Source organism: Lactococcus allomyrinae, from assembly GCF_003627095.1.
GTDB lineage: Bacteria > Bacillota > Bacilli > Lactobacillales > Streptococcaceae > Lactococcus > Lactococcus allomyrinae.
In genome coordinates, this window is sequence record NZ_CP032627.1 from 2,646,689 (window position 1) to 2,661,147 (window position 14,459).

9 protein-coding genes and 1 pseudogene are annotated in these 14,459 nt (G+C 38.7%); 9 read left to right on the top strand and 1 reads right to left on the bottom strand.

Annotation, left to right across the window (positions count from 1 at the left end):
- The first annotated feature begins 58 nt into the window (after positions 1-58).
- From D7I46_RS12670 to glmM, 7 genes and pseudogenes are all read left to right on the top strand, one after another.
- Positions 59-1,075, top strand: a complete 1,017-nt coding sequence (locus D7I46_RS12670; RefSeq protein WP_120773200.1) for a diacylglycerol kinase family lipid kinase — start codon at positions 59-61, stop codon at positions 1,073-1,075.
- 404 nt (positions 1,076-1,479) lie between these two features.
- Entirely contained in the window at positions 1,480-2,616 is a 1,137-nt protein-coding gene (locus D7I46_RS12675) for an ABC transporter ATP-binding protein (RefSeq protein ID WP_120773201.1), read from the top strand.
- A 216-nt stretch (positions 2,617-2,832) separates the two neighbouring features.
- The gene (locus D7I46_RS12680; RefSeq protein ID WP_120773202.1) at positions 2,833-3,285 is read left to right on the top strand and encodes a transporter; all 453 of its coding nucleotides are present in this window, start codon (positions 2,833-2,835) and stop codon (positions 3,283-3,285) included.
- Positions 3,286-3,489: 204 nt separating this feature from the next.
- Positions 3,490-7,185: a pyruvate:ferredoxin (flavodoxin) oxidoreductase gene (gene nifJ / locus D7I46_RS12685; RefSeq protein WP_120773203.1), complete on the top strand. Its 3,696-nt coding sequence runs from the start codon at positions 3,490-3,492 to the stop codon at positions 7,183-7,185.
- A gap of 690 nt (positions 7,186-7,875) precedes the next feature.
- Positions 7,876-8,681 (top strand): annotated as a pseudogene (gene cdaA, locus D7I46_RS12690) (diadenylate cyclase CdaA).
- A complete protein-coding gene (locus tag D7I46_RS12695; protein WP_120773204.1) occupies positions 8,671-9,627 on the top strand; it encodes a CdaR family protein in 957 nt (318 codons plus the stop codon). The pseudogene cdaA and the gene D7I46_RS12695 overlap by 11 nt, the downstream one beginning before the upstream one ends.
- Before the next feature lie 301 nt (positions 9,628-9,928).
- Complete coding sequence (gene glmM, locus D7I46_RS12700) at positions 9,929-11,287, top strand: phosphoglucosamine mutase (protein WP_120773205.1); 1,359 nt, start codon at positions 9,929-9,931, stop codon at positions 11,285-11,287.
- A gap of 80 nt (positions 11,288-11,367) precedes the next feature.
- Here glmM and treR read toward each other — a convergent pair whose 3' ends face one another.
- Positions 11,368-12,084, bottom strand: coding sequence for a trehalose operon repressor (treR, locus tag D7I46_RS12705; RefSeq protein WP_120773206.1), 717 nt, complete (start codon positions 12,082-12,084; stop codon positions 11,368-11,370).
- Between the two features lie 111 nt (positions 12,085-12,195).
- Here treR and D7I46_RS12710 point away from each other — a divergent pair, with 111 nt between their 5' ends.
- Complete coding sequence (locus D7I46_RS12710; protein ID WP_120773207.1) at positions 12,196-12,678, top strand: PTS sugar transporter subunit IIA; 483 nt, start codon at positions 12,196-12,198, stop codon at positions 12,676-12,678.
- A 229-nt stretch (positions 12,679-12,907) separates the two neighbouring features.
- Positions 12,908-14,452 (top strand): PTS transporter subunit EIIC, encoded by a 1,545-nt coding sequence (locus tag D7I46_RS12715; protein ID WP_120773208.1) that lies wholly within the window; start codon positions 12,908-12,910, stop codon positions 14,450-14,452.
- Positions 14,453-14,459 lie beyond the last annotated feature (7 nt).

Below are 14,459 nucleotides of genomic sequence, written 5' to 3' on the forward strand. Positions count from 1 at the left end.
CTACTCAGCTCGTTTTGTTGGGGAAGGCAGTAGAAAAAGAATGAGAAAGAGTGGGAAAATGAAGGCAAGATTGATTTATAATCCGACGTCGGGTCAAGAAATCATCAAAAAACATATTGCAGATATTCTTAATCGACTTGAAGAATATGGTTATGAAACGAGTGCGTATCAAACGACGCCAGAGCCTAAATCAGCAGAAATTGAAGCTGCACGAGCAACAGAGGCTGGTTTTGATTTGATTATTGCGGCTGGTGGTGATGGAACGATTAATGAAGTAGTTTCAGGTCTTGCTCCCTTTGAAAAGCGCCCAAGACTTGCTATTGTGCCGACTGGGACGACGAATGATTTTGCTAGAGCTTTGAAAATTCCACGAGGGAAACCGCTTGAAGCGATAGAAATTATTGGTAAGAATCAGGTATTGAGTATTGATGTTGGTCATTCCACGCGTGGTCTTGCTGAAGAGGATAAATACTTTATCAACATTGCGGCTGGCGGTGGGCTTACTGAGCTGACATACAGTGTACCTAGTCATCTGAAAACAGCTTTTGGTTATCTTGCTTATTTGGCAAAAGGGGCAGAACTTTTGCCACGAGTCAGAAAAGCTCCTGTGCGTATTACACACGATAATGGTGTTTTTGAAGGTGATATTTCAATGTTTTTCGCAGCATTGACTAATTCTGTAGGTGGTTTTGAGAAAATTGCACCAGATGCAAAGTTGGATGATGGACTATTTACCTTGATTTTGGTCAAAACAGATAATCTTTTTGAGCTGATGGCTTTGCTTGCGATTGTTGCAAATGGGAAACATTTGGATGATATCAATATTGAGTATATCAAGACGAGCATGATTGAGATTGAGCCGATGGCGGGTCAGCGGATGTTACTTAATTTGGATGGTGAGTATGGTGGAGATGCGCCTGTGAGATTTGACAACCTCAAGGGACATATTGATATGTATGTCAATCTTGATGAAATTAATGATGACCATTATATTGGCGATGAAGACACACTAGCACTTGAAGCTGTGGCGCAACGGTTTGCAGAAGAAACGAGTAAAATCAAAGATGAAGATTAATACTTTTGTATTAGGCTAACTTTGAAGTGATTTCTTCATTGGTGGGAGATTCTTTCTCATCCCCCAATTGTCAGAGTACACTAACAACTAAGCGACCTGTATGAACAGTCTGCTTAGTTCGCGGAGACTTGCTAGGTTAAAAATTCAATAGAATTTTTTAGTGATCATATAAAAAGGATAACTGTGATGTGAAATAATTCCTCGTAAAAATGATGAGCTAACGCAAGTGTCAGTGTAGAAAAGCATGAATTCTGTCAGTGTACTGACAGTTTTTCTTTTTGCTGACAGAAGTTTTTTCTATAAAATGTGCAACTTGTATAAAGAAAATGGGCAGTTCAATGCTTGTCAGGAGAAACCGTTTGCATTAAAATGGATAGTATAAAAAGTGAATACAGGAGAAAAAAATGACAACACTTAGCTTAGACAAGATTTACAAAAAATATCCTAATGCAACTCAGTATGCAGTAGAAGATTTTAACTTAGATGTTAAAGATAAAGAATTTATCGTCTTTGTAGGGCCTTCAGGATGTGGTAAATCAACTACTTTGCGTATGATTGCTGGTTTGGAAGATATTTCAGAAGGTGAATTCAAAATTGATGATAAAGTCATGAATGATGTGGCACCAAAGGATCGTGATATTGCGATGGTTTTCCAAAACTATGCCCTTTATCCACATATGACTGTTTTTGATAACATGGCTTTCGGGCTTAAATTACGTAAATATAAAAAAGATGAAATTAAAAAACGTGTCGATGAAGCAGCTGCAATTCTTGGATTGACAGATATGCTCGACCGTAAACCTGCCGACTTGTCTGGTGGTCAACGTCAACGTGTGGCGATGGGACGTGCTATTGTGCGTGACGCTAAAGTCTTCCTTATGGATGAACCTTTGTCAAACTTAGATGCGAAACTTCGTGTATCCATGCGTACTGAAATCGCAAAAATTCACCGTCGTATTGGTGCAACAACAATTTATGTTACCCATGACCAAACAGAAGCGATGACACTTGCAGACCGTATCGTTATCATGTCTTCATCGCCAAATGTAGATAAGACTGGTACTGTTGGACGTATTGAACAAGTCGGTTCACCTCAAGAACTTTATAATGAACCTGCATCAAAATTTGTCGCAGGATTTATCGGAAGTCCAGCGATGAACTTTTTTGAAGTGACGGTCAATGGCAATAAATTATCTAATGGTGAAGGTCTCAGCATCGAAATGCCAGAAGGTAAAGAAAAATTACTTAAAGATCAAGGATACAATGGCAAAAAAGTATGGCTCGGTGTTCGTCCAGAAGATATTTCTGCAGGTGAGCTTCAAGCGCAAGCTTATCCTGATTCACGTGTAGATGCTGAAGTTGTCGTATCAGAGCTTCTCGGCGCAGAAACAATGCTCTATCTCAAGACAGGTTCAACTGAATTTGTTTCTCGTGTTGAAGCACGTGATTTCAGAAACCCAGGTGAAAAACTGACAGTAACATTGAACTTGAATAAAGCACATTTCTTTGATGTTGATACTGAAAAACGTATCACCGAATAATCTTAATTACGGTTTTCCTCTTAAAAATAACTCTGTCAGTACTGACAGGGTTTTTTGTCAGTAAAAATAATAATTGACAGAAAATTATAAAAATATTATACTGTTTTAAATGATGATTTTGAATAGTGAAATTTATATACATCAATAAAATCTGAGCAAAAATTTGCTGACTAAACTGTCAGTGATTTTTGCGGTTTTAGAGTTGAGGAGGAGAAGATGAAAGGAGTAAAAAAGAAATATCCATGCTGGATAAGATGGAGTTTGTTGATTTATAGTTTTATAGCATTTTTGGTTACAGTGATTTATACTGCTTTTCATCTATATTTTTTCAATATAGATTGGGAACGCTATCAAGATGACAATGCTTATTGGACTAAGGCTAATAAAATTTTGCAACATGGCGTTTTTAGGATAAAAGGTCAAGAACTTGCGTTACATTCATTTTTATTGATCGGTCTTTTATTTCTTGGGATTTTAGTTTCTGTTGGCCTTTTTGTCTTTGCTCGGAGGACTTATTATGCTCGCACATGGACACCATTGATTGCTACGGTTGGATTTATGCTTCCTTTAATTCCTTTCGGGACAAATGTTCTGTTGACATTGATTATTGCTTATCTATTTATTTTAGTAGGAAGTGCCTTGTCTGTGAGTGCTTTAAAATTACTTTAAAACAGCCAAATGTAAAAGAAAATTGACAACATACCGTTGTCCTTTTTTTCTTGTAAAATGCTAAAATAAATTTAGTCGAAATTTAATATCACGGGAAAGCTCTCGATTTTTTCTGATTTATATTTAAGTCACGTAAAGAACACCGACACCGCTCTTTATGCAGAGAAAAGGTTGAATAAATGCTCTCTCAAAGAAAGTTTGAAAATGAAAAAAACAATGGATGGAAACATGGCGGCGGCACATATTGCCTACGCTTTTTCAGAAATTGCTGTAATTTATCCGATTACTCCAAGTTCACCGATGGCAGATTACACGGATGCGTGGTCTGTGGCTGGGCGCAAAAACATTTGGGGACAAACGGTAAAAATTACAGAAATGCAATCAGAAGCCGGTGCAGCAGGTGCCATGCACGGTGTTCTCAAAGCAGGGGGAATTGCGACAACATATACGGCTTCACAAGGGCTGCTTTTGATGTTACCCAATATGTATAAAATGGCGGGCGAACTTTTACCAACGGTGATTCATGTGGCAGCGCGTGCGGTAGCAACGGGGGCGCTCAACATTTTTGGAGACCAGTCGGATGTAATGTCTGCACGTTCCACAGGGTTCGCCATGTTAGCTGAGTCAAGTGTACAAGAAGTGATGGATTTATCAGCCGTCGCACATTTAGCTACGATTGAGGGCTCAGTTCCTTTCATGAATTTCTTTGACGGTTTCAGGACGAGTCATGAGATTCAAAAAATTGATGTCATTGATTACGAGGATTTAGCGCCACTTATCAATACTGACAAACTGACAGCTTTTCGCAATCGTGCGATGAACCCTGATCATCCAACAGTTTCAGGAACCAATCAGAACGCTGATATTTATTTTCAACAACGAGAAACAGTCAATGCCTATTATGATGTGTTACCAAGCATTGTTCAAAAATACATGAACAAAATCAATGCGCTGCGTGGGACGGATTATGATTTAGTCAATTATTACGGTGCTTGTGATGCGACTGAGGTCATTGTCAGCATGGGGTCAGTCGCTGGGACGATTGAGCAGACAGTAGACTATCTGAATAGTAGAGGACGCAAAGTTGGATTTTTGAACATTCACTTGTATCGTCCATTTCCAACAGTAAATTTCCTTGATAAATTGCCGAAAAGTGTGCAAAATATTGCAGTGCTTGACCGTACAAAAGAGTCAGGTTCAAATGGTGAACCACTCTTTCTTGATGTGCAGTCTGCATTGTTTGACGAAAATGTAAAAGTCATCGGCGGACGCTACGGTGTGGGCGGAAAAGATACGCGTCCAGAGCATATTGTTGCAGTTTTTGATGAGCTTCTAAAGGCAAAATCTCGTCGGCAATTTACCATCGGAATCACTGATGACGTGACAAATTTGTCGCTGTCAGTGAATTCTAAACTTGATTTGACACCGTCAGATACTTTCCAAGCGAAATTTTGGGGCTTTGGCTCTGATGGAACAGTCGGGGCAAACAAAGCTGCCATCAAAATCATTGGTGATAACACAGATAAGTATGTGCAAGCAGCATTTGAGTACGATTCCAAAAAGTCAGGAGGGCTGACTATCAGCCATCTGCGCTTTGGCGACAGCCCCATCAAGTCAGAATACATGACTGCAACGCTTGATTTTGTCGCGTGCCACAATACGACTTATGTCAGAAAATATGATTTGACGAAAGATTTGAAAGTAGGTGGAACCCTTCTTTTAAATACCTCTTGGGATGATGAACATCTTTCAAAAAATTTGCCAAGCAAGTTGAAACGCTATATTGGCGAAAACCAGATTAAATTTTACACGATAGATGCGGCAAAAATCGCGAGAGAAACGGGATTAGACCGACGTATTAATACCATCATGCAAGTCGCATTTTTCAAACTGGCTGAGGTTATGCCTTTTGACATAGCTTATGAAATTCTGAAAAATGATGCACAAAAATACGCACGCAAATCGCCAAAAATTGTGGAGCAAAACCTAAATGCGATGGAAATGGCACTCGATTCTCTCCACGAAGTCCATGTTCCAGCAGATTGGGCAAGCGCACAGGAACGCGAATTAAAGCCAATTTTAGCCGCAAGTGCAACGAAAAAATACGTTTTCGAGATTGTCAACAAAACCAATGCTTTCGAGGGCGACGAGCTTTCTGTGCAAGATTTGGTGGATAATGGCATGACGAGAGGCAGCAGTCCGCTTGGGACGGCGAGTTACGAGAAGCGCGGCATTGCGCTTGAAGTCCCAGAGTGGAATGCAGATGCCTGCATTCAATGCAATGAGTGCGCTTTCGTCTGCCCGCACGCAGCGATACGCCCATTTCTCGTCGATGAAGATGAGTGGAATGTTGCACCAGAAGGCTTCCAAGTCATGGATTATAAGGGAAATGATGGTCTGAAATATCGGATACAAGTTTCTGTCGAAGACTGCACGGGATGTGGTTTATGTGTTGAAGCTTGTCCCAAAAAAGGTGAAGCGTTAAAAATGGTTCCTTATGAATCACAGCAGGAACAAGCGGTTAATTGGGCTTTTACGCAAACTTTGAAAACAAAAGAAAATCCAATGGCTGGGCGACTCACAGCTGCAAGTACGCAGTTTGAAAAACCTTTGTTTGAGTTTTCAGGTGCTTGTTCAGGTTGTGGCGAAACACCTTATATCAAACTTTTGACGCAAATGTTTGGTGATCGGATGATGATTTCAAATGCGACAGGTTGCTCATCAATTTATGGAGGAACGCAAGCGACGCCTTATACCACAAATGATGAGGGACAAGGACCCGCTTGGTCAAATTCACTTTTTGAAGATAATGCTGAATACGGTTATGGGATGCATATGGCATCAGTAACTCGCCGCCAAAAACTTGCTGATGAAGTTCTGTCAGTACTGACAGAAATGTCAGAGGACTTACAACTCCTTGCTAAAGATTGGGCAACGCATCTTTTTGATAGTGAAGGAACCAGAGCGCGTGCTGAGAAGTTCAAGGCACTGCTCAAAGAAGAACTGACGGCTTTAGTGGACCAAGAAAAAACAGATGAAGTCGCTGATAGAAAGCTGTCAGTATTAAATGCAATCTATAAGCAAAAAGATCAATTTGTCAAACCGACCCAATGGATTTTCGGTGGCGATGGTTGGGCTTATGATATCGGATTTGGAGGTTTAGACCATGTCATTGCCTCAGGTGCTGATGTAAATATTCTCGTGATGGATAATGAAGTCTATGCCAATACAGGCGGACAAGTTTCAAAAGCTACACCAGCTTCTGCTATTGCTCAATTTGCTGCAGGAGGTAAAGGTGGAGCGAAGAAAGACTTAGGTGCTATGGCGATGACTTATGACGATGTGTATGTCGCTCAAATTGCTTCAGGAGCGAATATGATGCAAACCATTAAAGCATTTGATGAGGCAGAAAAGCATAAAGGACCAAGCCTTATCATTGCGTATACACCATGTATCAGTCACGGTGTGTACGAAGGAATGCACATGGTACTCGACGAAGCTGAGCACGCTGTAAAAAGTGGCTATTGGCAACTTTACCGCTATAATCCAGAACTTGAATCAAAAGGAAAAAATCCAATGACTCTTGACTTCAAGAAGCCAGATTTTTCAGAAGTACGTGGATTTTTACTCAAACAATCTCGTTTTGGAAATCTTTTAAAAATTAACAAAGCGCACGCAGAAGCCTTGTATGATAAAGCAACTACAGACTCAAGAAAACGATTTATTCGTTACGCACGTTTATCAGGAGATTTAGAAAAATTCTTAGAGCGTGAAGCAAAAGCAAAAGGTGAAACAGTAGAAATCAATCAAAAACCTAGAAGAGAACGAACAATCGATCCCGAACGTGAGGCCAGACGTGCAGCAAGAAAAGCTCAAAAGCTTGCAGATAAGAACAAATAGAACCAACAGGGAACTCTTTTTGCAATAGATTAATTTCACTTTAAAAGCAACGAGATTTTATATTATAACGAACCATGCTCTCTATAATACTGATTTTGCGCCAATAAGTTATGAAACAATGTCAATGCGCTGTTATTTTTTACAATGAATCAGCCAAAAAATAAACAAAATTTACTGACAGAATTTCTGTCAGTTCAAAATGAATAAAACCTTACTGACAGTTTTTATCAGTAAGGTTCTATTGTGTAAGTGACAATATTTTCAGTGAAGCATTTATCATTTATCAGCAGGGAACATAAAATTTTGGTATAATTAAACTAATTAATTATGGATATTGTCAGATTTTTGACCACTCTGTTGTATTGTGCGTAATGCCAGTAAGTGGTAAAAATTCTCATACAAACCAGTATCTCTACAGTTCAATATTTAATTACTATTTCGTTTCTAATTGACCCATTACATCAAAGTGAAGATATGGAAATTTGCAATTATCTCTGTAATCTTGTTGTTTTCATTGTTTAGCCACACCAATCAACAAGATGAATAGTTTGCACGAGCCAAGTAAACAAATAGTATAACTGACATTGGACGAGTATATAAGGAGGAAAAAATTTGAGCGATTTTAATCAATTTTTTAACCTTGAATTTTGGCAAAAGATTTTTGAGCTGAATGAATCACCGCTACGTATCATGATTGCGGTATTAGACATTGCTATTGTAAGTTTTTTCCTTTATAACGCGATAAGATTTGTCCAAGGAACAAAATTAATGACGCTAGTGCGCGGAGTAATTATTTTCCTTTTCATAAAAATTGTTGCAGGACTCATTGGTTTAACCACAGTAGAGTGGTTGCTTAACCAAGTGATTACTTATGGGGTGATTGCAGGGGTCATCATCTTCCAGCCTGAGATTAGACGGGCGCTTGAAAGTTTGGGACGTACCACAACTTTATTTACACCGACAAAAAAAGCTTCTAAAGATGGGCACATCACAGCCTATGAGAAATCATTTGCCTATATGTCTGAGCGTAAGATTGGTGCTTTGATTGCCATTGAGCAGTCTCAAAATCTTAATGAATTTGTGTCCACAGGAATTCGATTGGATGCGGATATCACGAGCGAACTAATTATCAACATCTTCATTCCGAATACCCCTTGCATGATGGTGCAGTCATCGTTCAAGGAGATAAGATTGCCGTGACAAGTGCTTACCTGCCCTTGACTGAACGTAGAGGAATTTCCAAAGAATTTGGTACGCGACATCGCGCAGCTATTGGACTTTCAGAAGTTTCAGATGCTCTAATTCTTGTCGTATCTGAAGAAACAGGAGGTATTTCGATAGCACATAACGGTGAGTTTTTTGCCGATATTTCTAAGGAAAGATTTCATGATATATTAGTCAGCATTTTAACTCCAAAAGTGGAAAAATCACTCCCGCGTTTAGGCAAAAACTCAGGGAAATCTAATAAAGATTCGGAGGATAAAAATGGGAAATAAATTTTTTACTTCAAAAATATTTTATATCTTGACTTCCGTGTTTTTTGCAATTGTTCTCTTCTTTAATGCCAATGCAACCTCTATCCGAAATCAAGGAACGAACCAATCAGGAGAGGTTTACACAGCTACAATTAATAGCGTACCAGTTGAGTTAAAATACGATACAAACAAATACTTTGTTAGTGGTTACAATAGTAGCGCAACGGTACATTTATCAGGTTACAATCGAATCTCGATTACCAATGAAGAAAATCCCGATACAAGAAATTTTTTCCTGAGTATTGATTTGACCAGTGTTAAATCTGGGAAAGTTGACGTTCCCGTACGAATCGAACAGCTTCCAGGCGGGGTCAATGCATCAATTGAACCAAAGACGATGAATGTAACGGTAGAAAAAAGAGCTTCTCGAGAATTCGAAGTGACTCCAAAAGTAGACTCAACACAGATTCCAACAGGATTTAGTATTGATACGATTGATTTGAGCGATGAAAAAGTCAACGTCATTGCTGGTGAAGAAGGCATCAAAAAAATTCACGCCATTGAAGCAGCTCTTCCTAGTGATGTGAATCTCACAGATAATTATTCAGGAACGGTTACTTTACATGCTGTAGATAGTACAGGCAAAATTCTTCCCGCACAAATCACACCTTCGACAGTTCACATCAAAGTGTCTGTAAACAAACCAAGTAAACAAGTGCCAGTTAAACTAAAAGTTACAGGCACACTTGATACAACACTCTCTAGCATGAAAACAAAACTATCTGATGAAAAAGTTACCATATATGGCGAGCAAAGTAAGTTAGATGAGGTGAGTAGTGTCGAAGCAAATGTAAGCATTACAGGGATAACTAAAGAAACAAAAGTTTCTGTACCATTGCAACAATCAGGTATAAGCATCCGTCCGCGAACAATAGATGTGACATTGACACCAGTTAAAAAGAAGTAATTTTGTAAAGACGATTCTGATTATATTGGTTCCACATTAAAAACTTAAAGGCTGTTACCATACGAGCTCTGGTAGAGCTTGGACACAATATCATATCAAGGATTATGATTCGGGTGTAGTAAGCTGTAAGAATAGAGCTATCAGCTACACGTGATGGGGTGTGGCACAGATTCTGCATTATGGGTAGAAAAGCAAGTTATTTTTGAAACATTAAGAGAATTTTGAGATAGATTTAGTAAATTAAGGAAAATGAGATAAATCATGATAAATATCATGAAAAAATAAATTGGAGACTAAAAAAATGGGTAAATATTTTGGAACTGACGGTGTGCGTGGAGAAGCAAATGTTGAACTTACACCAGAAATGGCTTTTAAGTTAGGACGTTTTGGTGGCTATGTTTTAAGTCAACATGAAACTGATACACCGAAAGTTTATGTCGCCCGAGATACACGTATTTCAGGACAAATGCTTGCAACAAGCCTCATTTCAGGACTTTTGTCCGTTGGGATTGAAGTTTATGACCTTGGTGTTATTGCAACACCGGGTGTTGCTTATCTCGTGAAAAAGGATGGAGCATCCGCAGGGGTTATGATTTCAGCCAGCCACAATCCAGCCCTTGACAACGGCATCAAATTCTTTGGGAGTGATGGCTATAAACTTGAAGATGCTAAAGAATTAGAGATTGAAGCTTTGATTGATGCACCTGAGGACACGCTACCTCGCCCATCTGCAGAAGGGCTTGGAATATTACATGATTACATTGAAGGTGTTCGTAAATATCAAGCTTTCCTCAAGACCACAGCAGAGGGTGATTTTGAAGGATACAAGGTTGTTCTTGACACCGCAAACGGAGCTGCTCATACTTCAGCGCGTGCGGTGTTTGCAGATCTTAATGCAGAATTGACTGTTATTGGTGAAAACCCTAATGGACTTAATATTAATGTCAATGTTGGTTCAACTCATCCAGAGCAAATGGCTGAGAAAGTCCTTGAAGTGGGAGCAAATATTGGATTGGCATTCGATGGAGATGCTGACCGTCTAATCGCAGTAGATGAGTTAGGACATATTGTAGATGGTGATAAAATCATGTTTATTGTTGGTAAATATCTACTTAGCCAAGGCAAATTAGCCCAAAATACAGTAGTTACAACAGTAATGTCAAATCTTGGCTTCCATCTTGCGCTTGAAGAAACAGGGATTAATTCAGTTGTGACAGCAGTAGGTGATCGATACGTTGTCGAAGAAATGAAAAAAAATCACTATAACTTCGGTGGGGAACAATCTGGTCATATGATTTTCCTTGATTATAATACAACAGGAGATGGACAACTTTCCGCTATTCAATTGTTGAAAGTCATGAGAGAAACAGGAAAAACCTTGTCTGAACTTGCAGGTGAAGTAACAATTTATCCACAAAAATTAGTCAATGTCCGTGTGAAGGACAATGCTGCTAAAAAATCTGCAATGGAAGTACCAGAAATTCAAAAAGTAATTTCTGACATGGAAGAAAAAATGGATGGAAAAGGCCGTATCCTTGTTCGCCCTTCTGGTACAGAGCCACTCTTACGCGTAATGGCTGAAGCACCAACTCATAATGAAGTCAATGAAGTTGTTGATAGTATAGTAGAAGTCGTGGAAGAAGAAATTGGGGTAAAATAAAAAAGAGAGTATATACTCTCTTTTTTATTCACAAGATTTGAATTTGGTACAACAAATTAGCCATGATATGGCTTTTTTGTTTATCTTTTTTGGCGTCTTGCAAATTCTGTGAATCTAAAACGGTCAACTTGGTGTCTAGATTCTGTATATTGAAACAATGTGTTATCAGCAAGGTAAACTCTGGATTTAACAGAAACAATATGGCGGTCTTTGGGATTTAAGTCCAATAAATCAAAATCTTCTTCACTTGCGAAATCAATTGTAATTTCTTTTTGAGCATAAGCGATGTCCAGTCCAAGTTTTCCTTCTAAATACTCATAAGTTGAATTTTTAGCATCTTCTGGAGTTAGGTGAATGGCATAATCCTTTAAGAAAAAATCACGGTCTAAGATTGAGTATTTTCCTTCGACTTTCCGACGTCTAAGGATATGAAGGGCTTTGCTTCCGACAGGAAAACCTGTTAATTCTGACAGTTCAGCTTCAATATCAATTGAACCAAATATGACAACCTCAGTCTCGCTCTCAAATCCCATAGAAGTTTGCAGTTCTTTGTATGATGTTAGACCTGAAATGGGGAAGAGTAATTTATCATGAGCGATAACAATACTACCAAATCCATGACGACGTTGAATTACACCATTTTCTTCTAATATTTTTAAAGCTTGTCTAACGGTTGAACGGCTGCTATTATAAATTTTTGAAAGTTCGTTTTCACTAGGTAAAACATCATTTTCTTTATAGATATCATCGAAAATTTTCTTCTCTAAATCTTGTAAAATCACTTCATATTTCTTCATTCCTATATTTTATCATAAAAATAGATGCTAACGCTTGCTGAAAATGCTTTCATGTGGTACAATGTTTTTGTTAACTTGTACGTACAAGCTGCGAAATGATAGGAGGTTCATATGTTTGGACTAGGAAAAAAGAAAGAACTTCAGGATGATAAAGCGCTTTATGCACCGATTTCTGGAGAGGTCATTGAGATTTCAGCTGTTCATGACCCAGTTTTTTCAAAAAAGATTATGGGTGATGGTTTTGCCGTTGAACCTGCGGGAAACAAGATTTATTCGCCCGTAGCTTCCACAGTGACTTTGGTTCAGGGTCATGCGGTTGGCTTCACTCGAGCAGATGGTCTTGAGGTATTACTCCATATTGGGATTGATACTGTTTCACTCAATGGTTCACCATTTAAACTCAAAGTTAAAGTTGGTGATATAGTCAATGGTGGAGATGAAGTTGGAAGTGTTGATTGGACCGAAGTTGAAGCAGCAGGTCTTGAAAAGACAACAATGGTCATTTTTACCAACTCTGATAAATTAGATTCTTTTGATGTTCGCTATGAAAAAGTTGAAGCAAAAGAAATAGTTGGAAAAGCTCAAACAAAATAATTGGAATTTTTGAAATGCTAAGACTCTAACATTTTATAGATGTTGGAAGTTAAATGTCACGAAAATGTTTTTATGCGGTTATACTAGTTAAACTTTATACAGTATTAGGCTAGTACAAAAATGGATGTAAACATCCTTTAATTTCTGAGAGAAATGTTGGGAATTAAATATTATTGGATAAAAGTTAATAAAATAATTTTCCTTTTTAAGAGGGAAAGCAGGAGGTCTTATGGCAAATTATTCACAACTTGCGACAGATATTATCGCAAAAGTCGGTGGCGCAGAAAACGTCACAAAAGTTATTCACTGTATTACCCGTCTTCGTTTTACTTTAAAAGATAAAAATAAAGCTGATACTGCGGGGATAGAAGCATTACCTGGGGTTGCAGGTGCTGTATATAATGCAAATCTCAACCAATACCAAGTGGTTATCGGTCAAGCTGTTGAAGATGTCTATGACGAAGTGATTGCACAGCTCCCCGATGGATTAGCAGGCGGGGAAACAGAAGCTGATGATGCAGGTGGTGCACCTGCAAGTGGAAGTAAAAATCCTATTGTCCGTGGCTTTCAAGTTGTTATCGGTACAATCACGGGGTCTATGATTCCAATCATCGGATTACTTGCTGGTGGTGGTATGATTAATGGACTTTTGGCTATGTTTGTTAAGGGTAACCATATCTTCAATGTAATTGATCCAACAAGTTCGACTTACATTATCATTTCAACAATGGCAATGGCACCTTTCTATTTCTTACCTGTGTTAGTTGGTTTCTCAGCTGCACGGCAATTAGCTCCAAAAGATGGAAGCTTACAATTTGTTGGGGCAGCCGTTGGTGGATTTATGATTGCTCCTGGTTTGAATCCTTTGACTCAGGCAACAATCAGTGGGACAAGTGTTGTACCTGCACCTAATGCAGTAGCACATTTATTAGGCGTTACTTTCAATACGAGTTATTTTGGGATTCCTGTGGCATTACCTAGTTATGCTTACACGATTTTCCCAATCATTGCTGCAGTCGCAATCGCAAAACCTTTGAATGCTTGGTTGAAGAAAGTTTTACCTTTGGCTTTGCGTCCGATTTTCCAACCTATGATTACTTTCTTTATCACATCTTCTATTGTGCTTTTAATCGTAGGACCAGTGATTTCTACACTTTCTTCACTTCTGTCAAATGTTATCAGTTTCTTTCTTGGACTTAACTTGGGTATTGCAGGACTTGTCATTGGTGGCTTCTATCAATGTTTGGTTATCTTTGGTTTGCACTGGCTCATTGTTCCTATCATTTCGCAACAAATCGCGGCAACTGGTGAATCTTCACTTAACATGATTGTGTCATTTACGATGTTGGCACAAGGTGCAGGGGCGCTTGCAGTCTTCCTGAAGACTCGCAAATCAGATATGAAAGGTCTTGCTCTTCCCGCTGCAATCTCTGCATTTTGTGGGGTTACTGAACCTGCAATGTATGGGATTAATTTGAAATATATGCGTGTCTTCATTATGAGTTCTATTGGTGCCGCTGCTGGTGGTTTGGTTGCTGGATTGATGAATCTGCGTATGTTTGGTTTCTCTGGTTCATTGATTGGTTTCCCTAACTTTATCTCTAATCCTAAAACGCATGAAGCTCCAGCTGGTAACTTGGCTACATTTTGGATTGCATCTATTGTATGTATTGTAGTAGCGATGGTCTTAGTGTGGTTCTTTGGGTATAAAGATACTGACGAAATGGGTACTGGCGTTGAAAAGAAAAATGCTTTCAAAGATGCAGTTAAATAATTTATAA